This is a genomic window from Deltaproteobacteria bacterium, assembly GCA_016874755.1.
GTDB lineage: Bacteria > Desulfobacterota > Binatia > UBA9968 > UBA9968 > DP-20.
Window position 1 is genome coordinate 84,903 of record VGTH01000009.1, and the last position, 22,760, is coordinate 107,662.

General features: G+C 56.8%; 27 protein-coding genes and 5 tRNA genes. All 32 read right to left on the reverse strand.

Features of this window, described 5'->3' with window-relative positions; all coding sequences use genetic code 11:
- The 32 genes from rplE to FJ145_07880 all read right to left on the reverse strand — a co-directional run bounded on the left by rplE (position 1) and on the right by FJ145_07880 (position 22,717).
- The gene (gene rplE, locus FJ145_07725) at positions 1 to 540 is read right to left on the reverse strand and encodes a 50S ribosomal protein L5 (protein ID MBM4261315.1); all 540 of its coding nucleotides are present in this window, start codon (positions 538 to 540) and stop codon (positions 1 to 3) included.
- Positions 541 to 549: 9 nt separating this feature from the next.
- Positions 550 to 867 (reverse strand): 50S ribosomal protein L24, encoded by a 318-nt coding sequence (locus tag FJ145_07730; GenBank protein MBM4261316.1) that lies wholly within the window; start codon positions 865 to 867, stop codon positions 550 to 552.
- Between the two features lie 30 nt (positions 868 to 897).
- Positions 898 to 1,266, reverse strand: a complete 369-nt coding sequence (rplN, locus tag FJ145_07735; protein ID MBM4261317.1) for a 50S ribosomal protein L14 — start codon at positions 1,264 to 1,266, stop codon at positions 898 to 900.
- Positions 1,267 to 1,293: 27 nt separating this feature from the next.
- Positions 1,294 to 1,578 (reverse strand): 30S ribosomal protein S17, encoded by a 285-nt coding sequence (gene rpsQ, locus FJ145_07740; protein MBM4261318.1) that lies wholly within the window; start codon positions 1,576 to 1,578, stop codon positions 1,294 to 1,296.
- Positions 1,579 to 1,590: 12 nt separating this feature from the next.
- On the reverse strand, positions 1,591 to 1,785 hold the full coding sequence (rpmC, locus tag FJ145_07745; protein ID MBM4261319.1) for a 50S ribosomal protein L29: 195 nt from the start codon (positions 1,783 to 1,785) through the stop codon (positions 1,591 to 1,593).
- On the reverse strand, positions 1,775 to 2,200 hold the full coding sequence (rplP, locus tag FJ145_07750) for a 50S ribosomal protein L16 (GenBank protein MBM4261320.1): 426 nt from the start codon (positions 2,198 to 2,200) through the stop codon (positions 1,775 to 1,777). Before rplP ends, rpmC begins: the two co-directional genes overlap by 11 nt.
- A 31-nt stretch (positions 2,201 to 2,231) precedes the next feature.
- Complete coding sequence (gene rpsC / locus FJ145_07755) at positions 2,232 to 2,894, reverse strand: 30S ribosomal protein S3 (protein MBM4261321.1); 663 nt, start codon at positions 2,892 to 2,894, stop codon at positions 2,232 to 2,234.
- Between the two features lie 6 nt (positions 2,895 to 2,900).
- Positions 2,901 to 3,245: a 50S ribosomal protein L22 gene (locus FJ145_07760; protein MBM4261322.1), complete on the reverse strand. Its 345-nt coding sequence runs from the start codon at positions 3,243 to 3,245 to the stop codon at positions 2,901 to 2,903.
- 39 nt (positions 3,246 to 3,284) lie between these two features.
- Complete coding sequence (gene rpsS, locus FJ145_07765) at positions 3,285 to 3,614, reverse strand: 30S ribosomal protein S19 (GenBank protein MBM4261323.1); 330 nt, start codon at positions 3,612 to 3,614, stop codon at positions 3,285 to 3,287.
- A 2-nt stretch (positions 3,615 to 3,616) separates the two neighbouring features.
- Positions 3,617 to 4,444 carry a 50S ribosomal protein L2 gene (rplB, locus tag FJ145_07770; protein ID MBM4261324.1) on the reverse strand — a complete coding sequence of 276 codons (828 nt, stop codon included), beginning with the start codon at positions 4,442 to 4,444 and terminating at the stop codon, positions 3,617 to 3,619.
- Positions 4,445 to 4,457: 13 nt separating this feature from the next.
- Positions 4,458 to 4,748, reverse strand: coding sequence for a 50S ribosomal protein L23 (locus tag FJ145_07775; GenBank protein MBM4261325.1), 291 nt, complete (start codon positions 4,746 to 4,748; stop codon positions 4,458 to 4,460).
- Positions 4,745 to 5,341 carry a 50S ribosomal protein L4 gene (rplD, locus tag FJ145_07780; GenBank protein ID MBM4261326.1) on the reverse strand — a complete coding sequence of 199 codons (597 nt, stop codon included), beginning with the start codon at positions 5,339 to 5,341 and terminating at the stop codon, positions 4,745 to 4,747. The genes FJ145_07775 and rplD overlap by 4 nt, the downstream gene beginning before the upstream one ends.
- 5 nt (positions 5,342 to 5,346) lie before the next feature.
- Positions 5,347 to 5,979, reverse strand: coding sequence for a 50S ribosomal protein L3 (locus FJ145_07785; GenBank protein MBM4261327.1), 633 nt, complete (start codon positions 5,977 to 5,979; stop codon positions 5,347 to 5,349).
- A 36-nt stretch (positions 5,980 to 6,015) separates the two neighbouring features.
- Positions 6,016 to 6,324, reverse strand: coding sequence for a 30S ribosomal protein S10 (rpsJ, locus tag FJ145_07790; GenBank protein ID MBM4261328.1), 309 nt, complete (start codon positions 6,322 to 6,324; stop codon positions 6,016 to 6,018).
- The gene (gene fusA, locus FJ145_07795; protein MBM4261329.1) at positions 6,321 to 8,417 is read right to left on the reverse strand and encodes an elongation factor G; all 2,097 of its coding nucleotides are present in this window, start codon (positions 8,415 to 8,417) and stop codon (positions 6,321 to 6,323) included. The genes rpsJ and fusA overlap by 4 nt, the downstream gene beginning before the upstream one ends.
- A gap of 72 nt (positions 8,418 to 8,489) precedes the next feature.
- On the reverse strand, positions 8,490 to 8,960 hold the full coding sequence (rpsG, locus tag FJ145_07800) for a 30S ribosomal protein S7 (GenBank protein MBM4261330.1): 471 nt from the start codon (positions 8,958 to 8,960) through the stop codon (positions 8,490 to 8,492).
- A gap of 1 nt (position 8,961) precedes the next feature.
- A complete protein-coding gene (locus tag FJ145_07805; GenBank protein ID MBM4261331.1) occupies positions 8,962 to 9,333 on the reverse strand; it encodes a 30S ribosomal protein S12 in 372 nt (123 codons plus the stop codon).
- A gap of 105 nt (positions 9,334 to 9,438) precedes the next feature.
- Positions 9,439 to 13,566 carry a DNA-directed RNA polymerase subunit beta' gene (gene rpoC / locus FJ145_07810; GenBank protein MBM4261332.1) on the reverse strand — a complete coding sequence of 1,376 codons (4,128 nt, stop codon included), beginning with the start codon at positions 13,564 to 13,566 and terminating at the stop codon, positions 9,439 to 9,441.
- 28 nt (positions 13,567 to 13,594) lie between these two features.
- Entirely contained in the window at positions 13,595 to 17,698 is a 4,104-nt protein-coding gene (gene rpoB / locus FJ145_07815; GenBank protein ID MBM4261333.1) for a DNA-directed RNA polymerase subunit beta, read from the reverse strand.
- 76 nt (positions 17,699 to 17,774) lie between these two features.
- Positions 17,775 to 18,158, reverse strand: coding sequence for a 50S ribosomal protein L7/L12 (locus tag FJ145_07820; protein MBM4261334.1), 384 nt, complete (start codon positions 18,156 to 18,158; stop codon positions 17,775 to 17,777).
- Between the two features lie 35 nt (positions 18,159 to 18,193).
- Positions 18,194 to 18,736 carry a 50S ribosomal protein L10 gene (locus tag FJ145_07825; GenBank protein ID MBM4261335.1) on the reverse strand — a complete coding sequence of 181 codons (543 nt, stop codon included), beginning with the start codon at positions 18,734 to 18,736 and terminating at the stop codon, positions 18,194 to 18,196.
- 33 nt (positions 18,737 to 18,769) lie between these two features.
- Positions 18,770 to 19,471, reverse strand: coding sequence for a 50S ribosomal protein L1 (locus FJ145_07830; GenBank protein ID MBM4261336.1), 702 nt, complete (start codon positions 19,469 to 19,471; stop codon positions 18,770 to 18,772).
- Between the two features lie 46 nt (positions 19,472 to 19,517).
- Positions 19,518 to 19,943 (reverse strand): 50S ribosomal protein L11, encoded by a 426-nt coding sequence (gene rplK, locus FJ145_07835; GenBank protein ID MBM4261337.1) that lies wholly within the window; start codon positions 19,941 to 19,943, stop codon positions 19,518 to 19,520.
- Positions 19,944 to 19,963: 20 nt separating this feature from the next.
- Positions 19,964 to 20,494 carry a transcription termination/antitermination protein NusG gene (nusG, locus tag FJ145_07840; protein MBM4261338.1) on the reverse strand — a complete coding sequence of 177 codons (531 nt, stop codon included), beginning with the start codon at positions 20,492 to 20,494 and terminating at the stop codon, positions 19,964 to 19,966.
- 18 nt (positions 20,495 to 20,512) lie between these two features.
- Positions 20,513 to 20,728, reverse strand: coding sequence for a preprotein translocase subunit SecE (gene secE / locus FJ145_07845; GenBank protein ID MBM4261339.1), 216 nt, complete (start codon positions 20,726 to 20,728; stop codon positions 20,513 to 20,515).
- A gap of 21 nt (positions 20,729 to 20,749) precedes the next feature.
- Positions 20,750 to 20,826: transfer RNA gene (locus tag FJ145_07850), tRNA-Trp, on the reverse strand.
- Positions 20,827 to 20,836: 10 nt separating this feature from the next.
- The gene (rpmG, locus tag FJ145_07855) at positions 20,837 to 20,989 is read right to left on the reverse strand and encodes a 50S ribosomal protein L33 (GenBank protein MBM4261340.1); all 153 of its coding nucleotides are present in this window, start codon (positions 20,987 to 20,989) and stop codon (positions 20,837 to 20,839) included.
- A gap of 32 nt (positions 20,990 to 21,021) precedes the next feature.
- Entirely contained in the window at positions 21,022 to 22,212 is a 1,191-nt protein-coding gene (gene tuf / locus FJ145_07860; GenBank protein MBM4261341.1) for an elongation factor Tu, read from the reverse strand.
- A 55-nt stretch (positions 22,213 to 22,267) separates the two neighbouring features.
- Positions 22,268 to 22,340: transfer RNA gene (locus FJ145_07865), tRNA-Thr, on the reverse strand.
- 70 nt (positions 22,341 to 22,410) lie between these two features.
- A tRNA-Gly gene (locus FJ145_07870) sits at positions 22,411 to 22,486 on the reverse strand.
- 8 nt (positions 22,487 to 22,494) lie between these two features.
- Positions 22,495 to 22,580 (reverse strand) — tRNA-Tyr (locus FJ145_07875).
- A gap of 62 nt (positions 22,581 to 22,642) precedes the next feature.
- A tRNA-Thr gene (locus FJ145_07880) sits at positions 22,643 to 22,717 on the reverse strand.
- Positions 22,718 to 22,760 lie beyond the last annotated feature (43 nt).

Consider the following 22,760-nt stretch of genomic DNA (forward strand, 5'->3'; position numbering starts at 1 on the left):
TTAGCTCGCGAACGGCATTCCCATAAGCTTAAGCAGGGCACGCCCTTCCGGGTCCGACTTTGCAGTCGTCGTTATCGTGATTGTCATGCCTCGGGTTTTATCCACCTTGTCGGCGGAGATCTCCGGGAAAATGATCTGCTCGCGCAGCCCCAGCGAGTAGTTGCCGCGACCGTCGAAGGACTTGTCCGAGATGCCCTTGAAGTCGCGGACCCGCGGCAGCGCCACGTGGATCAGGCGGTCGAGAAACTCATACATGCGCTCGCGCCGGAGGGTAACCATGCAGCCGATCGGAATGCCCTCGCGCAGTTTGAAATTGGCGATGGCTTTTTTGGCCTTAGTCACCACCGGTTTTTGCCCCGCGATGGCGGTAATATCGCCCACCGCACTGTCCACCACTTTGGCGTTTTGCGTCGCCTCGCCCAAACCGACGTTGATCGTAATCTTTTCCAAGCGCGGCACCTGCATGACGTTCTTGTAGTCAAACTCCTGCGTCATCGCCGCGACCACTTCGTTCTTATATTTGTCTTTCAGTCGTGCCATGGGCGTTTATCAATCCAAAGCTTCATTGCAGCGCCGGCAAATACGGATTTTCTTGTCGTCACTTAAGATTTTATGACCGATGCGCACCGGCGCGTTGCACTTATCGCACATGATCATGATATTCGAGGCATGGATGGCGGCTTCCTTCTCGACAATACCGCCGGGTTGCTGCGGCCCTCTAGGCTTGCTGTGCCGCTTGACCATGTTGAGCCGCTCGACGATCACTCGGTCTTTGTCCGGCAGCACACGCAGGACCTTACCGGTCTTACCGCGTTCTTTGCCGGCAATGACCATTACGCTGTCGTTTTTGCGAATCTCCACGCGCACGTTCTCCCAAATTTCTTATACCGCCGCCGGCTACAATACTTCCGGAGCTAACGAAATAATTTTCATGAACTTCTTAGCGCGCAGCTCACGCGCCACCGGTCCAAAGATACGGGTGCCCACCGGTTCCTTTTGATTGTCGATCAACACCGCCGAATTATTATCGAAGCGAATGTACGAGCCGTCCGGCCGCCCAGTCTCCTTGGCGGTGCGCACCACCACCGCCTTCATGACATCGCCCTTTTTCACCTTGCCGTTGGGGATCGCTTCCTTGACAGCAACAACGATGATATCGCCAATCGCCGCATACTTGCGCTTGCTGCCGCCCAGCACTTTGATGCACTGAACCCGCCTCGCCCCCGAGTTATCCGCCACATCCAACACCGTTTTTGTCTGAATCATGATTCAACCTCGACCGGCTTCACCCCTTTAGGTACTCGCCGGCCCCGATTCCGTTGTCTTCGCGCGCTCTAAGACCTTGCTCACACGCCAACGCTTATCGCGGCTCAGTGGCCGGCATTCGACGATCATGACGCGATCGCCGATGTGGCATTGATTGGTTTCGTCATGGGCTTTTACTTTGGTGCGGCGCTTCATGTACTTTTTGTACTTTGGATCCATGACAGTGCGCTCCAGTGACACCACCACGGTTTTCTGCATCCGGTCGCTGACCACCAACCCATTGCGCTCTTTGGTTAAACCTCTCGTGCTCATGCTGCGCCCTTCCTATCCTTTTAGCGCCATCTGTCGCAAAATCGTTTCGACGCGAGCCAGATCCCGCTTGGTCTGGCGCAACACCATTGGATTTTCCAGCCGGCTGGTAGCGCGCTTCAACTTTAGATGGCCAATCTCTTCGCGCAGTTCGGTGCGCTTCTGACTCAATTCGTCGGCGCTCATGGCGCGCAAATCTTTAGCTTCCATGAACCTGCGCTCTCCGTTCTACCACCGTTGTCGGGATGGACAATTTGTGCGAGGCCAGACGAAAAGCCTCGCGCGCGAGCGCCCCTTCGACGCCTTCCATTTCGAACAGGATGCGCCCAGGCTGCACCACCGCCACCCACATTTCCGGCGCGCCTTTGCCTTTTCCCATGCGGGTTTCCAGCGGTTTTTTGGTCAACGGCTTATCGGGAAAAATACGAATCCAAACTTTGCCGCCGCGCTTCAAGTAACGAGTTAACGCCACGCGCGCCGCCTCTATCTCGCGCGCGCTCATCCAGCCGCGGCCCATGGCCTTGAGCCCGAAATCGCCAAACGCCAAGGTCGAGCCACGCTGCGCCGAGCCCCGGCGCCGCCCCTTCTGCAATTTTCGGTACTTTACTTTTTTTGGTTCGAGCATGTTACTGGTCTTTTTGTTCGGTCAAACTATCTCAGCCACCCAACATCGCTTTTTGCTGCTGTTCTTCTTCGGTCAACACTTCGCCGCGAAAGATCCAGGCTTTCACGCCAATGATGCCGTAGGTTGTGCGCGCTTCGGCAAAGCCATAGTTGACGTCGGCGCGCAGTGTGTGCAAGGGCACCCGCCCTTCGCGGTACCACTCCGTACGGGCGATTTCCGAGCCGCCCAAACGGCCGGCGCATTGAATCTTGACGCCCTGCGCCCCCATGCGCATGGCGCGCGAGACGCTTTCTTTCATGGCGCGGCGAAAGGCCACGCGCCGCTCGAGCTGTAGCGCGACGTTCTCCGAGACCAATTGCGCATCCAGATCGGGGCGGCGCACTTCATGAATATTGATATACGTCTCACGGCGCGTCAGCTTGGTGATCTCTTCTTTGAGCTTTTCGATCTCGGCGCCCTTTTTGCCGATGACGATTCCCGGCCGAGCCGTATGAATATTGATCTTCGCTTTGTTCGCCGCCCGCTCGATTTCAATCTTCGAGATGCCGGCGTGATAGAGCCGCTTTTTCAAAAACTTCTTAACGTCAAAATCTTCATGCAAGAGCTTCGGATAATCGCCGCGCGCAAACCACTTGGAGTCCCAGGTTTCGATCACCCCGAGGCGAAAAACTTTCGGATGCGTTTTTTGACCCATCAGGCCTTAACTCCTCTCGCTGGCTTCGTCGAGGACGATCGTCACGTGGCTCAGGCGCTTACGAATTTTAGTAGCCCGCCCCTGCGCCCGCGGCATAAAACGCTTCCACATGCCGGCGCCGTCCACCGTGGCGCGCTTGACATAGAGCCGATCGACATCGACGCTCTGGGTGCTCTCCGCATTGGCGACCGCCGTGCGCAGCGTCTTGGTGATCACCCCGGCTGAGCGCTTGGGCACGAACTTGAGAATGTTGAGCGCTTCTTCGACGCCCTTGCCGCGAATCTGATCGATCACCAAGCGCATTTTTTGCGGCGAGATCCGGACAAATTTAGTAACTGCGCGCGTTTCCATAAAAAGATCTACAAATCAGCGAACCAGACCCTAACACACTTACGACTTGGCGGGCGCCGCCCCCGGCGCCGCCCGCGGCGCTCCTGAAGTCTCCTTGGCTTCGGACTTCCGATCGCCCGAATGGGCATAAAATGTTCGGGTCGGCGAAAACTCGCCAAGCTTGTGGCCCACCATGTTTTCCGAAACAAAAACGGGAATGAATTTTCTACCGTTGTGCACTCCGATGGTATGACCCACCATGTCCGGAGTGATCGTCGAGCGGCGCGACCAGGTGCGCACCACCTGTTTCTGCCGTGACTGATTCATCGCGGCGATCTTTTTTACCAGGTGCTCGTCAATGAAAGGGCCTTTTTTTACCGAACGCGCCATGACTACTTAGCCTTCCTTCCCTTGACGATATACTTGTCGGATTGATGATTTTTGCGCGTCTTGTAGCCTTTGGTGGGCTTGCCCCAAGGCGTCATCGGATGATTGCCCTTAGACCGCCCCTCACCACCGCCATGGGGATGATCGACCGGGTTCTTCGCTATACCGCGAGTGGCGCCGCGAAATCCCAACCAGCGCATCCGACCGGCCTTGCCCATGGAGACGTTTTCTTGATCCAAGTTACCGAGTTGGCCAATGCTGGCGCGGCACTCGGCCAAGACGTTGCGCAGCTCCCCCGACGGCAGCTTGAGGAGCGCGTAGGAGCCCTCTTTCGCCATCAATTGCGCGCCCGAGCCGGCACTGCGCACCAACTGCCCGCCCTTGCCGATCTTGAGCTCGACGTTGTGCACGACCGTGCCAACCGGGATAAACTTTAGCGGCAAGGAATTACCCGGTTGAATGTCGATGTTATCATCGCCGGCGATCACCGAAGCTCCCACTTGGAGCTTTTCCGGCGCCAGAATGTAGCGCCGCTCACCGTCGGCGTAGCACAACAGCGCGATGCGCGCCGTGCGGTTGGGATCGTATTCGATCGCTTCAACTTTCGCCGGGATATTTTTTTTATTGCGCTTGAAATCGATCAACCGGTACAAACGCTTGTGGCCGCCGCCGCGATGATGCGCCGTCACGCGGCCGGTGTTGCTGCGGCCGCCGCTGCGCCTAAGCGCCTCGCTTAGCCCCTTCTCCGGACGCTTGGGCGTAATTTCATCGAACGTCAGCCCGGTGCGAAAACGCATGCCTGCGGAAGTGGGCCTATAAGTCTTGATTGCCATGATTTAGCTCTCTCTACGCGCCGCCAAAAAAATCGATGCGATCGCCTTCTTTGAGCGTTACGTAGGCCTTTTTCCATTGCGAACGCCGCCCCATGCTGCGGCCGATGCGGCGGACTTTGCCGAGATAGCGGGCCAAGCGAACTTTTTCCACTTTCACTTTGAATAGCGCTTCGACGGCCTTTTTGACTTCGATCTTGTTCGCGTCAGGCTTGACCTTGAACAAGACCTGATTGGTCGTCTCGGCCAAGAGCGAACCCTTTTCCGAGATCAAAGGCGCTTGAATAACGTCCTGTGGCCCCTTCATGCCGCCAACCTCTCTTCGAGCGCCTTGAGCGCTGCTTCGGTCAAAATCAAGTGCTCATAGCGCATCAGATCGTAAACATTCAAGCCCGCAACGCGCAGCACCTTGACCTTGGGCAAGTTGCGCGCGGAGCGCTCGACTTTGTCGTCCGCCCGATCGATCACGATCAATGCAGACTTGATCTCCAGATCGGCGAGCGCCTTGGCCATGATCTTGGTCTTCGGCTGCTCCGGTTCGAGTTTGTCGACGACGATCAACTTACCGTCCTGTTTCTTGAGACTGAGCGCCGAGAGCAGAGCTTCTTTGCGCGCCGAGCGCGGCATACGATAGGAATAATCGCGCGGCGTCGGACCGAAAACCGTGCCGCCACCGACCCAGATCGGTGAGCGAATGCTGCCGGAACGGGCGCGGCCGGTGCCCTTCTGTTTCCATGGCTTCTTGCCGCCGCCGCTGACAAAGCCTTTGGACTTGGTCGCAGCCGTTCCAGCCCGGCGGTTGGCCAACTGCATGACCACTGCCTGGTGCAACAGCGAAGGCCGAGTTTTGACACCGAAAATAGCTGGATTCAGGTTTGGCTCGATCTTACGAAGTTCCATGGCTCTTAACCTTTGACAGCGCGGCGCAGAATCACCACACCCTGCTTCACGCCCGGGACCGCGCCTCTAATCAACATGAGATTTTGTTCGGCGCGCACATCGACGACTTCAAGGTTCTGCGTTGAAACTTGCTCATCGCCCCAATGGCCGGCCATCTTTTTGCCTTTGCGCACACGACCCGGGTAGGAACGGTTGCCGATCGAACCACCGTGGCGGAAGTATTCGTGCGTGCCATGGGAACCGGGGAAACCGGCAAAGGACCAGCGTTTGATAACCCCAGCGTAACCGTGGCCTTTAGAAGTTCCGGCGACATCGATGAAGTCGCCCGCCTTGAACAGATCGGCCACCTTAATCTCCTGGCCGACAGAGTAATGCGAGACATCGTCAAGGCGAAACTCGCGCAGCACCGCAAACGCCCCCTTGCCAGCTTTCGCCATGTGGCCTTGCATCGCTTTGTTGACGCGTTGGTTTTTTTTCTCGCCAAAGCCCACCTGCACGGCGTTGTAACCGTCGGTGGCGGCTTCCTTCTTCTGCACTACCACACAGGGACCGGCTTCGATCACGGTAACCGGGATAATGTTACCCTCCGCATTGTAGTACTGCGTCATGCCAACTTTTCTGCCGATGAGCCCGTTCATAGTGATATCCAATTATCTCGCTGCTCCGACGCCTTGCTACTGGAGCTTAATTTCCACATCGACGCCGGCGGCAATGTCGAGCTTGCCCAACGCGTCGACGGTCTGCTGCGTCGGTTCTAAAATATCGAGCAAACGTTTGTGCGTCCGGATCTCGTATTGATCGCGCGATTTTTTATCGACATGGGGCGAACGGTTCACGGTGAAACGCTCGATGCGCGTCGGCAAAGGAATCGGCCCCGCCACCCTGCCTCCCGTGCGACGCACCGTCTCGACGATCTCACCCACCGATTGGTCGAGCACGCGGTGGTCGTAAGCCTTTAACCGAATCCGAATCTTTTCGTTCATACCTTGTCATCCGACTTGCCAGTGAACTTGGCAACAATTCCTTCGGCCACCGCCGCAGGCACTGGTTCGTAGTGAGAAAATTGCATGGTGTAAGTTGCGCGCCCTTGGGTCATCGAGCGCAGATCGGTCGCATAGCCAAACATCTGCGCCAGGGGCACGCGGGCGTCGATCGCCTGCGCCGCCGGCCGGGTATCCATCCCCAACACTTTGCCGCGCCGCGAATTGAGATCGCCGATCACGTCGCCCATGAAGTCCTCGGGAACCACGACTTCAACGGACATGATCGGTTCCAAAAGCACTGGGCTTGCTTTGCGGCAGGCTTCTTTGAAAGCCATCGAGCCGGCGATCTTAAAAGCGATTTCCGATGAATCGACGTCGTGATAGCTGCCGTCGAACAATGTCACTTTGACATCGACCACCGGGTAACCGGCCAATGTGCCATTGTCGGTGGCTTCTTTGATGCCTTTTTCAACGGCCGGAATGTATTCGCGCGGGATGGAGCCGCCCTTGATGGCATCGACAAACTCGAAGCCTTTGCCGGCTTCTTGCGGTTCGAGCTTAATCCAAACGTCGCCGTATTGACCGCGACCACCGGTCTGGCGCACGAAGCGGCCCTGTTGTTCCACTGCTCTGCGAACTGTTTCACGATACGCAACCTGCGGCTTGCCGACGTTGGCGCCGACGTTGAATTCGCGCAGCAACCGATCGACGATGATTTCCAAGTGCAGCTCACCCATGCCGGAAATAATCGTCTGACCGGTTTCTTCATCGGTGCGCACTTTGAACGACGGATCTTCGGTGGCTAGCTTCTGCAGCGAAAGACCCAATTTTTCTTGATCAGCTTTGCTTTTGGGCTCGATGGCGATGGAAATAACCGGATCGGGAAAATCGATGGACTCAAGAATAATCGGCTCCTCTTCGTCGCACAGAGTGTCGCCGGTCGTCGCCGTCTTCAGACCGACCGCCGCCGCGATATCGCCGGCGTAGACTTCCTTGATCTCTTCACGCTTGTTGGCGTGCATCTTTAGCAGCCGGCCGATGCGCTCCCGCCTGCCTTTGGTCGAGTTGTAAATGCTTGCGCCGGAGTTGAGCGACCCGGAATAGACCCGGAAGAAACTCAAAGTTCCCACGAAGGGATCGGTCATGATTTTGAAAGCAAGAGCGGAAAAAGGCGCATCATCTTTGGCCGGGCGATTCTCGTCGGCTTGGGAATCGGGATTGACGCCCTTAATCGGCGGGATATCCACCGGCGAGGGCAGGTATTCAACCACCGCATCGAGCATGGGCTGAACGCCCTTGTTGCGGAAAGCCGAGCCGCAGACAATCGGCACTATTTTCAACGACAGGGTGCCGGCGCGCAGCGCGCTGCGCAGCTCCTCTTCGCCGACCGGCTTGCCCTCGAGATACTTTTCCATAATCGCTTCGTCGCAGTCAGCGGCCGCTTCCAAGAGCTTTTCGCGATATTCGTCGGCCTGGGCCTTGATGTCGGCTGGAACCGCCTCTTCATGAAATTTTGCGCCCAGACTTTCTTCTTCCCAGACAACTGCTTTCATCTTCACTAAGTCGACGAGGCCGACGAACTTGTCTTCCGCGCCGATGGGCAACTGCAACACCGCCGGACGGGCGCCCAAGCGGTCCTTGATCATGTTGACGACACGATAAAAGTCGGCGCCGAGCCGATCCATCTTGTTGATGAATGCCAAACGCGGCACGCCGTACTTGTCCGCCTGGCGCCAGACGGTTTCGGTCTGCGGCTCAACGCCACCGACCGAGCAGAAAACCGCAACCGCGCCGTCAAGCACGCGCAAGGAGCGCTCTACTTCGATGGTAAAATCCACGTGACCCGGCGTATCGATGATGTTGACCCGGTGGTCGCGCCAAAAGCAGGTGGTCGCCGCCGAAGTGATAGTAATGCCGCGCTCCTGCTCCTGGACCATCCAGTCCATGGTCGCAGTGCCTTCATGCACTTCACCGATCTTGTAGTTGATCCCGGTGTAGTACAGGATCCGCTCGGTGGTCGTAGTTTTGCCCGCATCGATGTGCGCCATGATGCCGATATTGCGGGTCTTCTCTAATGCTACGGTTCGCGCCATATACTCTGCGTTGAACGGAAAAAAAGGAGGCGGTGAACGCCTCCTTTATAGAAAACCTAAAATACTAGACGGCTACCAACGATAATGGGCAAAGGCCCGGTTGGCTTCCGCCATCCGGTGAGTATCGTCTTTTTTCTTGATCGCGGTTCCCCGATTATTCGCCGCGTCAATCAACTCGGCCGCTAACTTTTCTTCCATTGACTTTTCCGCCCGCTCACGGGCAGCGTCGATCAGCCAGCGCATGCTCAGCGACAACCGGCGCTGCGGCCGGACTTCGACGGGCACTTGATAGGTCGCGCCGCCGACGCGCCGAGAGCGCACTTCGACGGTGGGTCGCGTGTTGTCCAGCGCCCGTTTAAAAATCCCCAGGGAGTCCTCTTTGGTTTTCGCCGTCACAATATCGAGCGAACGATACAGAATAGACTCGGCAACGCTCTTCTTGCCCCGATTCATAATAGTGTTGACAAACTTAGCAACGAGCTTGTCCCCATACTTTGGGTCGGGCAGAATCTCTCGCTTCTTGACTTCACCTTTGCGCGGCATGTTACTTCGGCCTCTTGGCGCCGTACTTCGAACGGCCCTGGCGGCGGTCTTGCACGCCGATGGAATCCAATGTTCCGCGGATGATGTGATAGCGCACACCCGGCAAGTCCTTCACACGGCCACCGCGGATCAGCACCACTGAGTGTTCTTGCAAGTTATGCCCGACGCCGGGAATGTAAGAAGTCACTTCGATGCCGTTGGTTAACCGCACGCGGGCCACTTTGCGTAGCGCTGAGTTTGGCTTTTTAGGCGTCGAGGTATAGACGCGCGTGCAAACACCGCGCTTCTGCGGGCAGTTTTGCAGCGCCGGCGCAGTGTTCTTGCGCCGCTGTTTCTCCCGACTTTCTCGAATCAACTGATTAATCGTAGGCATAGAATCTCGCTGAACAACCCACTCCGCGATGCTCCTTTAGCTTACCAATATGCGTCGCTGGAAAATCCAATTTACTAACAAAATAATCTCCACTTGTCAAAGTGCTCACGCCTCCGCGGCCGCGCGCACTTCACCGTCGCCGTCCGGCTCCTCAAGCTCGATTTCGGTCTTGTTGTATTTGCCGATGCCCGTGCCTGCTGGAATTAAACGGCCCATGATCACGTTCTCTTTGAGACCGCAGAGCAGATCGACCTTGCCGTGGATCGCCGCCTCGGTGAGCACTTTGGTCGTCTCCTGGAACGAAGCCGCCGAGATAAAGCTTTCCGTTGACAAAGACGCCTTGGTGATACCCAAAAGCAACGGCTCAGCCACCGCCGGTCTTTCGTTCTGCGTCACAGCGCGTTGATTTTCTTCGTCAAAGCGCCATTTCTCTACTTGATCGCCGACCAAGAAATCGGTGTCACCGACCTCTTTGATGCGCACCCGCCGCAGCATCTGGCGCACGATCACTTCGATATGCTTGTCGTTGATGCGCACGCCCTGCAGTCGGTAAATTTCTTGGACTTCGTCAACGAGATACTTTGCCAATGCCTTCTCGCCCAAGATATTGAGAATATCGTGGGGATTCGACGAGCCGTCCATGAGCGATTCACCGGCACGAATTCGGTCGCCCTCGTGCACGCTGATATGCTTGCCTTTGGGGATCAGATATTCGCGCGGCTCGCCAATGTCAGGCGTAACGATGACTTTGCGCTTGCCTTTGGTGTCTTTGCCGAACGCGACCACGCCATCAATCTCCGAGATAACGGCAAACTCCTTGGGCTTGCGCGCCTCGAACAACTCGGCCACCCGCGGCAACCCCCCGGTGATATCCTTTGTTTTCGTCGTCTCGCGCGGAATCTTCGCCAAGACGTCTCCGGCAAAAACCGTTTGCCCCTCGGGCACATTGATGTGCGCACCGACTGGCAATAGATAACGCGCCTCTTGGGTGCCGGTCAGTTTGGCGGTCCGGCCCGCGACGTCCTTGATCGAGATGCGCGGCCGCTTGCCGACGTCTTTCGAATCGATGATGACTTTGGTCGACAGGCCGGTGCGTTCATCGACCTTTTCTTCCATGGTCACGCCTTCGACGACGTCACCGAACTTCACGACACCGCCAATTTCGGTGAGGATTGGAATCGTGTAAGGATCCCACTCTGCCAACAGCTCGCCCGCTTTAATTTTGGCGCCATCTTTCTTTTTGAATTTTGCGCCGTAAACCACCGGGTAGCGCTCGCGTTCGCGCGCGCGGCCCTTTTCGCCTTCGGGATAGTCAACGATCGCCACTTCGCCGTTGCGGTTCATGACCACCAGATCACCTTCTTTGTTGGTGACCGTGTTGACGTTGATGAAGCGAACGTTGCCTTCGTTGCGCGACTCCAGTGTCGTCTGTTCAGCGCGCCGGCTCGCCGTACCGCCGATGTGGAAGGTCCGCATGGTTAACTGCGTGCCCGGCTCGCCGATCGATTGCGCCGCGATGACGCCGATCGCTTCGCCATGATTGACCATGTGGCCGCGGCCCAGGTCGCGGCCGTAACAGAGCACGCAAACGCCGCGCTTGGACTGACAGCTCAACACGGAACGAATCTTGATTCGCTCCAGGCCGGCATCTTCGATGCGCTGGACCAATTCTTCGTCGATCTCCTGGTTCGCGCGCACGATCACTTCGCCGGTGAATGGATCGTTGACCTCTTCGAGCGCCACACGGCCGAGCACACGGTCGCCGAGCGGCTCGATGATTTCACCACCCTCCATGAGCGGTGTGATCTCAATGCCGTCCATGGTGCCGCAATCATCTTCGGAAATGACGGAGTCCTGCGCCACGTCGACCAGGCGCCGCGTCAGGTAGCCCGAATTCGCGGTCTTGAGAGCCGTATCGGCAAGACCCTTGCGCGCGCCGTGGGTCGAGATGAAATACTGCAACACCGTCAACCCTTCGCGGAAGTTCGCCGTAATCGGCGTCTCGATAATTTCACCCGACGGCTTGGCCATCAGGCCGCGCATGCCGGCCAATTGACGAATCTGCTGCGCGCTGCCACGGGCGCCGGAATCGGCCATCATAAAGATCGGGTTGAAGCTCGGCACACTGATCTCTTTGCCCTGCTCATCCACCGCTTTTTCCGAACCCAGATCGCGCAACATCTCGTCGGCGATTCGGTCGGTCACTTCGGCCCAGATGTCGACAACTTTGTTGTAGCGCTCGCCGTCGGTGATCAGACCGTTTTCGTACTGCTCTTCGATTTCACGGACATCGTCGTGGGCTTTCTTGAGCAGCTCTTCTTTGCTCGGCGGTATGACCATGTCTTTAATAGAAATCGAGATGCCCGCCTTGGTGGCGTTCTCGTAGCCCATGTCTTTCAAGCGATCGGCCAAGATAACCGTCGCCTTGTTGCCGGCCAGGCGATAACTGATGTCGATCAAGTTGGCCAGCTCTTTTTTCTTCATGACGCGATTGATTTCCTTGAATGGAATCATCGGCGGCACGATATCGTATACCAGCACGCGTCCAGCGGTGGTCTCAACCCGCTCGCCATTGATACGCACGGTGATCGGCGCTTGCAGCTCGACATCCCCCTGATCGTAGGCGATGCGGACTTCAGCCGGGCTGCTAAACACCCGGCCGCTGCCTTTGGCGTTCAAGCGGCTGCGGGTCATGTAGTAGAGCCCGAGCACGATGTCTTGGGTCGGCACGATGATTGGCTTGCCGTTGGCCGGCGAAAGAATATTGTTGGTCGACATCATCAGCGCGCGCGCTTCGACCTGCGCTTCCACCGACAGCGGCACATGCACCGCCATCTGGTCGCCGTCAAAGTCCGCGTTGTACGCCGCGCAGACCAAGGGATGGAGCTGGATCGCTTTGCCTTCGATCAGAATTGGCTCGAAGGCCTGAATACCTAAGCGGTGCAGCGTCGGCGCGCGGTTTAGCAGCACAGGATGCTCGCGAATCACTTCGTCGAGAATATCCCAAACCTCCGGCCGCTCTTTTTCGACCATCTTTTTGGCACTTTTAATAGTCGTCACATGGCCGCGCTCCTCGAGCTTGTTGTAGATAAACGGCTTGAAGAGCTCGAGGGCCATCTTCTTTGGCAGACCGCATTGATGAAGTCGCAGCTCAGGACCAACGACAATGACCGAGCGACCCGAGTAATCGACGCGCTTACCGAGCAGGTTCTGGCGGAAGCGGCCGGTCTTGCCCTTGAGCATGTCGCTCAGCGACTTTAGCGGGCGGCGGTTTTGGCCGGTGATCGCCCGGCCGCGCCGGCCGTTGTCGAACAGCGCATCCACCGCTTCTTGCAGCATGCGTTTTTCGTTGCGGATAATCATATCCGGCGCGCTCAACTCCATCAGCCGTTTCAAACGGTTGTTGCGGTTGATCACCCGGCGATACAGATCGTTTAAGTCAGAAGTCGCGAAACGGCCGCCGTCGAGGGGCACGAGCGGGCGCAGGTCCGGCGGAATGACCGGAATCACTTCGAGCACCATCCACTCGGGTCGGTTACCGGAAACTTTGAAGGCGTTGATGACCTTGAGCCGCTTGGCCATCTTCTTGCGCCGCACTTCGGAATTGGCGTCGCGCATCTCGTGGCGCAGGTCTTCGGAGAGCTTGTTGATATCGACCGATTTCAAAAGCTTGCGCACCGCTTCGGCGCCCATCTCGGCGACGAACTTGCCGGCGCCATATTCTTCCATCGCTCTGCGATAGCGAGTCTCGGTGAGCAGTTCCTTGTATTGGAGCGGCGTCTCACCCGGATCGAGGACGATATAGGATTCAAAATAAAGCACCTTCTCGATGTCTTTGAGCGACATATCGAGCAGCGCACCGATCCGGCTGGGCAGGCTCTTTAAAAACCAAATGTGCACGACCGGCGTGGCCAACTCGATGTGGCCCATGCGCTCGCGCCGCACTTTCGACTGAATGACTTCAACGCCGCACTTCTCGCAGACCACGCCGCGGTGGCGCATGCGTTTATACTTGCCGCAGTTACACTCGTAATCTTTCGTCGGACCGAAAATCTTTGCGCAAAACAGCCCGTCGCGCTCGGGTTTGAAGGTGCGATAGTTGATCGTCTCGGGTTTTTTCACTTCGCCGTGGGACCAAGAACGGATCTTGTCGGGCGACGCAACCGAAATTTTGATCGCATTGAACAGCAGGGGGTTCTTCGGTTTCTCGAATAGATTGAATAGATCTTCCATTTAAGGCTTACCTCCGGTTAGGGGTTACCTATTTCTCTTCGACTAGGTCGACATCCAAGCCGAGGCTCTGCAGCTCTTTCACCATAACGTTGAAAGACTCCGGTAGCCCGGGCTCGAGCAGGTTGTCGCCCTTGACGATCGCTTCATACATGCGCGTGCGGCCGACCACGTCGTCGGACTTGACCGTCAGCATCTCTTGCAGCGTGTAAGCGGCACCGTAGGCTTCCAACGCCCAGACCTCCATTTCGCCCAAGCGCTGTCCGCCAAACTGCGCTTTGCCGCCCAACGGTTGTTGCGTCACCAGCGAGTACGGACCCGTTGAACGCGCATGAATTTTGTCGTCGACCAAGTGGTGCAGCTTCATGATGTACATGACGCCCACTGTCACTTTGCCGTCGAAGGGTTGGCCCGTGCGGCCATCGTAGAGGGTTACCTGACCAGTGGCCGGCAGGCCGGCTTTACGCAGCAGGTTGAAAATTTCTTCCTCCGCCGCGCCGTCGAACACCGGCGATGCGATCCGCACGCCGTCGCGGTATTTGTCCGCGAGTTTGAAAACGTCATTGTCTTTGACGCCATCGAGCAGCTCGTTGGCCTCGCGCGCGTTCAAATATTCTTTCAAACGCCGCCGCACCACATCGCCGTCGCCGTGGTGCGTGCGCACCAGATCATCGATCTGCTGACCGAGACTGCGCGCCGCCCAGCCCAAGTGCGCTTCAAGGATTTGGCCGACATTCATGCGCGAGGGAACGCCGAGCGGGTTGAGCACGACGTCCACCGGCGTGCCGTCTTCCAAATACGGCATATCCTCTTCCGGCAAGATGCGCGAAATAACCCCTTTGTTGCCATGACGCCCGGCCATCTTGTCGCCCACCTGCAGCTTGCGCTTGATGGCGACAAAAACCTTGACCATCTTGATCACGCCCGGCGGCAATTCATCGCCGCCCTTGAGCTTGTCAATCTTATCCTCGAACATCTCTTTGATAATATTGACCTGCCCGGTCGTGCTCTCGACAATGCGGTTCAATTCGGTTTCGACCGAGTCGTTGTCAACCCGAATCTCGCTCCAATAAACCATTGGCAGATGTTCGAGATCCTCTTCGGTAATCTCCTGACCTTTGTTTAGGATGACTTTGCGGCTATCGTCGGCGAGCCGCGCCGCCAAGCGGCGCCCCACCAACAACTTTTTCAACCGCCGTAGCGCGCCTTCTTGAAGGATGCGCACTTCATCGTGCTGGTCCTTGCGCAGCCGCGTCACCTCTTCATCTTCGATGACTTTGCTGCGCTCGTCCTTGCCCAGGCCTTTACGCGAGAAGATTCGCACGTTGATAACTCTGCCCTCGACGCCCGGCGGAACGCGCAGCGAAGTATCGCGCACCTCGCCGGCCTTTTCGCCGAAGATCGCGCGCAGTAGCTTCTCTTCCGGCGACAGCTGGGTCTCGCCCTTCGGCGTGATCTTGCCGACGAGAATGTCGCCCGGCTTAACTTCCGCGCCGATGCGAATAATGCCGCTTTCATCGAGATCGGTTAGCGCTTCATCGCCAACGTTGGGTATGTCGCGGGTGATCTCCTCGGGACCCAACTTGGTATCGCGCGAGGCACATTCGAACTCTTCGATGTGGATCGAGGTGTAAATATCTTCTTTGACGACCCGTTCGCTGATCAAAATCGAGTCTTCAAAGTTATAGCCGCCCCAGGGCATGAGAGCGACGACCACGTTGCGCCCCAAGGCCAACTCGCCCATCTCCGTCGATGGCCCGTCGGCGATAACATCACCGGCCTTGACCTGATCGCCAACGACGATAATGGGACGTTGGTTGATGCAAGTATTTTGATTCGAGCGCTGATATTTGACCAGATTGTAAATATCGACGCCGGTATCGCGCGCGCCCGACGGCTTGTCGGCCTTGACGACAATGCGCGTCGAATCGACGCTTTCAATCACCCCATCGCGCCGGGCCACCACCGTGACACCGGAGTCGCGCGCCACGGTTTTTTCCATGCCGGTCCCGACAAACGGCGCCTCGGTGCGCAGGAGCGGCACCGCTTGACGCTGCATATTCGAACCCATGAGAGCGCGGTTAGCGTCGTCGTTTTCCAGAAATGGAATTAACGACGCCGCGACGCTGACCAATTGGTTCGGCGACACGTCCATGAAGTTGACTTCTTCCGGACGCGCCATGACGAACTCACCGCCCTTGCGCGCCGAAACCAGGTCCACGGAGAAAGCGCCGCGGTTATCGATGGGTGCGTTGGCCTGCGCGATGACATGGTCCTCTTCTTCCAAAGCCGAAAGGTAGCGAATCTTGTCGGTCACCCGGCCGTTTTCCACTTCGCGATAGGGCGTTTCGATGAAGCCGAACTCGTTCACCCGCGCATAGGTTGTCAACGACGCGATCAGACCGATGTTCGGTCCTTCCGGCGTCTCGATCGGGCAGACCCGGCCATAGTGGGTCGGGTGCACGTCGCGCACCTCGAACCCTGCCCGCTCGCGCGTTAGACCGCCCGGGCCTAACGCCGAGAGCCGCCGCTTGTGGGTGATCTCCGAGAGCGGGTTGGTTTGATCCATGAATTGCGACAGCTGGCTCGAGCCGAAAAACTCCTTGAGCGCCGCAGAGACCGGTTTGTAGTTGATCAACTCCTGCGGCATCAAAGTTTCGATGTCCTGCAAGCTCATTTTTTCTTTGATCGCCCGCTCCATGCGCACCAAACCGACGCGGAAATGGTTTTCCACGAGCTCACCGACTGCGCGCACGCGGCGATTGCCCAAATGGTCAATATCGTCGACGGAGCCGTTACCGTTCTTGAGCTCCATCAAGTAACGCACCACTTCGAGAATGTCTTCCTTGCGCAGCGTGCCCTGTTCCAGCGGCACATTAAGCTTTAAACGGTGGTTGAGCTTCAACCGACCGACTTTCGAGAGGTCATAGCGATCCGGGTTAAAAAACAAGTTGTTGAAAAAGTTGGTCGCCGACTCCACCGTCGGCGGATCGCCTGGACGCAGGCGACGATAGATCTCCAAGATCGCGTCCTGGGGGGACTTGATGCGGTCTTGAAGCAAGGTGTTACGCAGGAATGGACCGATGCTGGAGTCGTCGATAAACAGGACTTCGAACTGATGGAGGTTCTTTTCTTTGATCAGGTCGAGCTTTTCCCGCGAGATCTCCTGGTTCCACTCCACCAGAACTTCCTTGCTGTCGCCATCTACGATATCGTGCGCCGCCACCCGGCCAATCAGCGATTCCCAGGCGATCGGCACATGTTTGATGCGCGCCGCTTCCATCTGCCGCAATACTGGGCGGGTAAATTTCCTGCCCGGACGCGCGATGATCTCGTTGGATTTCGGGTCGCGGATGTCCGAGCCAATCTCGGTGCCGAGCAAATGGCTCGGATTGAACCCGAGTGCCGGCTTCTTGTTGTCGATGACCACGCTGTCGCTTTTGTAATAATAATTGAGCAAATCTTCGGCGGTCATGCCGAGCGCGCGCAGCAAAACTGTCGCATGGAACTTGCGGCGCCGGTCGATGCGCACGTAAAGCACATCGCGGGGATCGAATTCTAAATCGACCCACGAACCGCGGTAGGGAATCACCCGTGCGGAGTATAGGAGCTTGCCGCTGGCGTGGGTTTTACCCTTGTCATGCTCGAAGAACACTCCGGGAGAGCGGTGCAACTGACTTACGATGACGCGCTCCGTGCCGTTGATCATGAACGTGCCGTTGCGCGTCATCAGCGGCATCTCACCGAAATAAACTTCCTGTTCTTTGACGTTCTTGATGCTGCGCGAACCGGTCTGGCTGTCGACGTCCCACAACACCAGCTGCACAGTCACCTTGAGCGGCGCGGCGAAGGTCATGCCGCGCTGATGGCACTCATCGACATCATACTTTGGCTCGCCCAACGCATAGCTGACAAATTCCAATGACGCGGTCTCATTGAAATCCTTGATCGGAAAAACCGAGCGAAAGACTTCTTGTAAACCGTGGTTCTGTCGCTGCATCGGCGCAATGTCCTTCTGCAGAAACAGCTCATAGGAGTTTTTTTGAATTTCGATCAAATAAGGAAGATCGATAATTTTCTTGATCTTCCCGAAGGTACGGCGAAATCGTAAGTTATTGGCAACTTGAAATGCCATGCGTGCTCCTCTCTCGCACTAGCGGTTGTTAATCCAACTTTGAATTCTCAAAGGGAAAACCTCCAGCGCCAGAGACCTACTTGATTTCGACCTTCGCTCCCTCGGCTTCCAATTTTTGCTTGATGGTATCGGCTTCGGCTTTTGGCACGCCTTCCTTGATCGGTTTGGGCGCGCCGTCGACCAAGTCCTTGGCCTCTTTGAGACCCAAGCCGGTGAGTTCGCGCACAACTTTGATGACCTGGATCTTCTTCTCACCGGCGCTGGCCAAGATCACGTTGAACTCGGTCTTCTCTTCCGCCGCCGCCGCTGCCGGCGCACCGCCGCCACCGGCCACCATGGCCACCGGCGCCGCCGCGCTGACACCCAACTCTTCCTCAAGTTCTTTGACTAACGCCGCAGCGTCCATCAAGGTCATGTTCTTGATGAAATCTTTAACCTGTTCTCTCGATACGTCTGCCATATGTCCCCCTATTAAATTTCGCTTCCGTTAAAAACTTAGCCTTCTTTGCCTTTGCGGACGGTTTCCAAAAGCCGGACAACGCGGGCGCCCGGTTCTTGAATCAAGCGCACCAATTGTGTCGCCGGCGCATTGATCAACGCCAAGAGCTTCGCCTGCAACTCCGGTTTGCTCGGCATTTGCGACAGCGCCTTGACGTTGGCGGCGTCCATGAACTGTCCCTCGAAGACCCCGCCCTTGATCGCAAGTTTGTCGGTGTCGTCAGCAAATTTGCAGAGCGCCTTCGACAGCACTACCGGGTCTTCATAGGCGAAAACCCAACCGTTGGGGCCTTCGAGCAACCGCTCCAACTGCCCGTACATGGTGTCTTTGAGCGCCCGGCGCACCAGGGTATTTTTGATCACCTGGTACTCGCCTTGCGCGCTACGAATCTCGCTGCGCAGCTTGGTCATCTGGGCTACCGAGAGGCCGCGATACTCGGTCACGATGGCCATTTTGGCCGCTTTCAAAGTCTTATGAATTTCCGCCACCGTTTCGGCCTTCTCACCGTGGCCGGCGCGGGCTACTTCCGTCTCTGCCATTGCATTCTCCTAAGTACTATTCCTGGGCGCCGGCTAGGCCGCCATGGCGCGGACTTGCGCCAAGTCTACTTTGATGCCTGGGCCCATAGTGGTCGACACGGTCACCGCACGCAAATAGTTACCCTTTGCAGAAGCTGGCTTGGCGCGCAGGATCGCGTGCAGCACCGCATCGGCATTGTCGACCAACTGCTCGGCGGCAAACGACGCCTTGCCGACTGGAACGTGGATAATGCCAGCCTTGTCAACGCGAAATTCTAGTTTGCCGGCCTTGATCTCTTTGACGGCTTTGCCGATGTCCAAAGACACGGTGCCGGTTTTCGGGTTGGGCATGAGACCGCGCGGTCCGAGGATCTTGCCGATACGACCGACAGCCGCCATCATGTCAGGCGTTGCCACCGCCTTATCGAAGTCGACCCAGCCTTCGCTAATTTTTTTGATCAGCTCATCGCTGCCAACGAAATCAGCGCCTGCATCCTGCGCTTCCTTTTCCTTTTCGCCCTTGGCAAAGGCAAGCACGCGAACCGTTTTACCCATGCCGTGCGGCAAACTAACGGTACCGCGAATGTTTTGGTCGGCTTGGCGCGGGTCCACTCCCAAGCGAATCGCCATCTCGACAGTTTCGTCAAACTTGGCCCGCGCAGTATCCTTGGCCAAACGCAAGCCGTCAGCTAACGCGTAACGGCTACTGCGATCAACCTTCGCCAAAGACTCGCGATATTTCTTGCCATTGTTCATCGCTATTCCTCAAAGTGCTCGATTGGTTCTCAAACGGTGAAACCAGTTATCCTTCGACTTCCAGCCCCAAACTGCGCGCCGTTCCTTCGATGGACTTTTCTGCCGCCGCCAAATCCTTAGCCGTCAAGTCCTTCAGCTTCAGCTCAGCAATCTGACGAATCTGCGCCCGGGTTACCTTGCCAACTTTGTTTTTCCCCGGAGCCGTGGAGCCCTTATCAAGCCCGACGGCTTTCTTTAACAGCACAGACGCCGGCGGAGTTTTCGTGACAAATGTAAAGGAACGATCGGCGTAGACGGTGATGATCACCGGTGTGACCATGCCCTGCTGCGCCTGCGTGGCTGCATTAAAAGCTTTGCAAAACTCCATGATGTTCACACCCCGCTGACCTAAAGCCGGCCCGACCGGTGGGCTCGGGTTCGCTTGTCCGGCAGGAATCTGCAGCTTAATTTCACCAATAATTTTCTTGGCCATTTCTTTGAGTCCTTGAAAAGCTAATTCCGCTCCACCTGAACGAACTCCAGCTCCACCGGAGTCGCGCGGCCGAATATACTGATCAACACCCGGAGCTTGCCCTTGTCCGGTTTGACCTCTTCGACGACGCCGTTGAAATCGGCAAAGGGCCCGTCCACGACCTTGACGTTTTCACCCACCGAGAAAAGCACGCGCGGCTTGGGCTTGATCGCCCCCTCCTCCATGTGCTGGGTGATCGTCCGCACTTCTTCGTCGCTCACGGGCGCCGGCTGCGTCGTGCCGCCGACAAACCCGGTGATCTTTGGGGTTTCCTTGACCACATGCCAGGTGTCATCGTTCAATTCCATCTGCACCAGGATATAGCCCGGGAAAAACTTTCGTGACGAGGTCTTCTTTTTCCCTTTGACCAGCTCGACGACCTTTTCGACCGGCACCAAGATTTCGCCGAATTGGTCCTGCTTGCCTAGAGTCCGAATGCGCTCCTCTAAGGCAGCTTTCGCTTTCTGTTCATAACCGGAAAAGGTATGAACGATGTACCATTGTTTCGCCATACGCGAGACTCTTCAGTGTCAGCCGAGCATTGCCTGAATCGCTTTGGTCAACCCCAGATCGACGATGGCCAAGAAAATCGAAAAAACCACAACCACCAAGATCACTACCGCAGTCGCCGTGTAGGTCTCCTTGCGCGAAGGCCAATGAACCTTTTTCAGCTCCTGCCACGCCTCCTGACAAAAAGTGACCAGCTGCCGCGCGCCAACTTGGACTTTTTGCAACCAATCACCCATAAGGTCCTCAACACATTGAGATGGCGGGTCAGGCAGGACTCGAACCTGCAACAACCGGATTTGGAGTCCGGCGCTCTAGCCATTGGAGCTACTGACCCCGATAACTCGTTAAACCTTCACCTCACGGTGCGTGGTGTGGGTCCGGCACGCCGCGCAGAATTTCTTGAGCGACAATTTTTCCGTGGTCTTTTTGCGGTTTTTCGTTGACGTATAATTTTTGCGCTTGCATTGATCGCAAGCGAATCCTACCAGCTCACGCATGACGACACCCCCCCCTTTCAGTTCAATCGACGCTACTGATTGATCTTGGTAACGACGCCCGCGCCGACGGTGCGGCCACCTTCGCGGATCGCGAACTTCCGACCTTCATCCATGGCGACCGGGGTAATCAGCTCAATCTCAACGTTGATGTTGTCACCGGGCATGACCATTTCGGTCCCTTCAGGCAGCTTTACCACGCCGGTCACGTCGGTCGTGCGGAAGTAGAACTGCGGCCGGTAGCCGTTGAAAAATGGCGTGTGCCGCCCGCCCTCTTCTTTCGTCAAGACGTACGCCTCAGCGTTGAATTTCGTGTGCGGCGTAATACTGCCGGGCTTGGCCAACACCTGACCACGCTCGACTTCTTCACGCTTGGTGCCGCGCAGGAGGACGCCAATATTGTCCCCCGCCTGCCCCTCATCGAGCAGCTTGCGGAACATTTCAACGCCGGTGGCAACCGTCTTCTGAGTTGCCTTGAAACCGACGATCTCGATTTCTTCGCCGACTTTAACGATGCCGCGCTCGACACGGCCAGTCACAACGGTGCCGCGGCCGCTAATAGTGAAAACGTCCTCGACAGGCATAATGAAAGGCTTGTCGACGTCACGCACCGGCTCCTGAACGAAAGAGTCCACCGCCTCCATGAGTTTGATGATGGAAGGCTCGCCAAGCTCCGAAGAGTCGCCCTCTAGGGCTTTTAGGGCGCTGCCAATAATAATCGGCGTGTCATCGCCGGGGAATTTGTACTTGGAGAGCAGCTCGCGCACTTCGAGCTCAACCAACTCAAGCAACTCCTTGTCGTCGACCATGTCAGCCTTATTTAAGTAAACCACGATGGCTGGCACACCGACCTGACGAGCGAGCAGAATATGTTCACGGGTTTGCGGCATCGGGCCGTCAGCCGCCGAAACCACCAGAATCGCGCCGTCCATCTGCGCTGCGCCGGTGATCATGTTCTTGACGTAGTCGGCGTGGCCCGGGCAATCGACGTGAGCGTAATGCCGCTTATCGGTTTCATACTCTACGTGGGCGATGTTGATCGTGACGCCACGCTCTCTTTCCTCGGGGGCTTTATCGATCTGGTCGTAGGCCAGAAATTTCGCCTTGCCCTGTTTTTCTAAGACCTTCGTGATCGCTGCCGTCAGAGTCGTTTTGCCGTGGTCAACGTGACCAATCGTACCGATGTTAAGATGTGGTTTCTTACGCTCAAACTTCTGCTTGCTCATCTCACCCTCCTAAAGTGAAATACCAATTTTAATTTTTTCACCAGCAAATCAAAAAAGCCCAGGAGCGGGCTTGAACCGCCGACCTCGTCCTTACCAAGGACGTGCTCTACCGACTGAGCTACCTGGGCACATCCGACGATGGCCAATGGCAGGCACCGAGTACCGCCAGTGTTCGCATGCCATCAGCCATCCCAAAACTGGAGCGGGAAACGGGGCTCGAACCCGCGACCCCAAGCTTGGAAGGCTTGTGCTCTACCAACTGAGCTATTCCCGCAATCAATATGGTGGAGAGGGAAGGATTCGAACCTTCGAAGGCGATAGCCGGCAGATTTACAGTCTGCTCCCTTTGGCCACTCGGGTACCTCTCCTGATCGATACAATTCCCGAACCCAATTGCTAAGCGCCTGCGACCGATCTTCAACGCTCAAACTGGAGCTGGCGATAGGACTTGAACCTACAACCTGCTGATTACAAATCAGCTGCTCTACCGTTGAGCTACGCCAGCCAACCCATCATCTTCCATGCTCACACGCGAGACAAAAAACTCT

Bases quoted from the DNA above. Each gene is read 5' to 3' on its own strand.
- fusA (MBM4261329.1), bottom strand. From the start codon at position 8,417: ATGGCGCGAACCGTAGCATTAGAGAAGACCCGCAATATCGGCATCATG.
- FJ145_07805 (MBM4261331.1), bottom strand. From the start codon at position 9,333: ATGCCTACGATTAATCAGTTGATTCGAGAAAGTCGGGAGAAACAGCGG.
- FJ145_07760 (MBM4261322.1), bottom strand. From the start codon at position 3,245: ATGGAAACGCGCGCAGTTACTAAATTTGTCCGGATCTCGCCGCAAAAA.
- tuf (MBM4261341.1), bottom strand. From the start codon at position 22,212: ATGAGCAAGCAGAAGTTTGAGCGTAAGAAACCACATCTTAACATCGGT.
- rpsG (MBM4261330.1), bottom strand. From the start codon at position 8,960: ATGCCGCGCAAAGGTGAAGTCAAGAAGCGAGAGATTCTGCCCGACCCA.
- FJ145_07830 (MBM4261336.1), bottom strand. From the start codon at position 19,471: ATGAACAATGGCAAGAAATATCGCGAGTCTTTGGCGAAGGTTGATCGC.
- rplB (MBM4261324.1), bottom strand. From the start codon at position 4,444: ATGGCAATCAAGACTTATAGGCCCACTTCCGCAGGCATGCGTTTTCGC.
- rpoC (MBM4261332.1), bottom strand. From the start codon at position 13,566: ATGGAAGATCTATTCAATCTATTCGAGAAACCGAAGAACCCCCTGCTG.
- rpmC (MBM4261319.1), bottom strand. From the start codon at position 1,785: ATGGAAGCTAAAGATTTGCGCGCCATGAGCGCCGACGAATTGAGTCAG.
- rpsS (MBM4261323.1), bottom strand. From the start codon at position 3,614: ATGGCGCGTTCGGTAAAAAAAGGCCCTTTCATTGACGAGCACCTGGTA.
- secE (MBM4261339.1), bottom strand. From the start codon at position 20,728: ATGGGTGATTGGTTGCAAAAAGTCCAAGTTGGCGCGCGGCAGCTGGTC.
- FJ145_07820 (MBM4261334.1), bottom strand. From the start codon at position 18,158: ATGGCAGACGTATCGAGAGAACAGGTTAAAGATTTCATCAAGAACATG.
- rplK (MBM4261337.1), bottom strand. From the start codon at position 19,943: ATGGCCAAGAAAATTATTGGTGAAATTAAGCTGCAGATTCCTGCCGGA.
- rplN (MBM4261317.1), bottom strand. From the start codon at position 1,266: ATGATTCAGACAAAAACGGTGTTGGATGTGGCGGATAACTCGGGGGCG.
- FJ145_07785 (MBM4261327.1), bottom strand. From the start codon at position 5,979: ATGAACGGGCTCATCGGCAGAAAAGTTGGCATGACGCAGTACTACAAT.
- rplP (MBM4261320.1), bottom strand. From the start codon at position 2,200: ATGCTCGAACCAAAAAAAGTAAAGTACCGAAAATTGCAGAAGGGGCGG.
- rpmG (MBM4261340.1), bottom strand. From the start codon at position 20,989: ATGCGTGAGCTGGTAGGATTCGCTTGCGATCAATGCAAGCGCAAAAAT.
- FJ145_07825 (MBM4261335.1), bottom strand. From the start codon at position 18,736: ATGGCAGAGACGGAAGTAGCCCGCGCCGGCCACGGTGAGAAGGCCGAA.
- rpsC (MBM4261321.1), bottom strand. From the start codon at position 2,894: ATGGGTCAAAAAACGCATCCGAAAGTTTTTCGCCTCGGGGTGATCGAA.
- nusG (MBM4261338.1), bottom strand. From the start codon at position 20,494: ATGGCGAAACAATGGTACATCGTTCATACCTTTTCCGGTTATGAACAG.
- rpoB (MBM4261333.1), bottom strand. From the start codon at position 17,698: ATGGCATTTCAAGTTGCCAATAACTTACGATTTCGCCGTACCTTCGGG.
- FJ145_07775 (MBM4261325.1), bottom strand. From the start codon at position 4,748: ATGAAGGGGCCACAGGACGTTATTCAAGCGCCTTTGATCTCGGAAAAG.
- rplD (MBM4261326.1), bottom strand. From the start codon at position 5,341: ATGGAACTTCGTAAGATCGAGCCAAACCTGAATCCAGCTATTTTCGGT.
- rpsQ (MBM4261318.1), bottom strand. From the start codon at position 1,578: ATGAGCACGAGAGGTTTAACCAAAGAGCGCAATGGGTTGGTGGTCAGC.
- rpsJ (MBM4261328.1), bottom strand. From the start codon at position 6,324: ATGAACGAAAAGATTCGGATTCGGTTAAAGGCTTACGACCACCGCGTG.
- rplE (MBM4261315.1), bottom strand. From the start codon at position 540: ATGGCACGACTGAAAGACAAATATAAGAACGAAGTGGTCGCGGCGATG.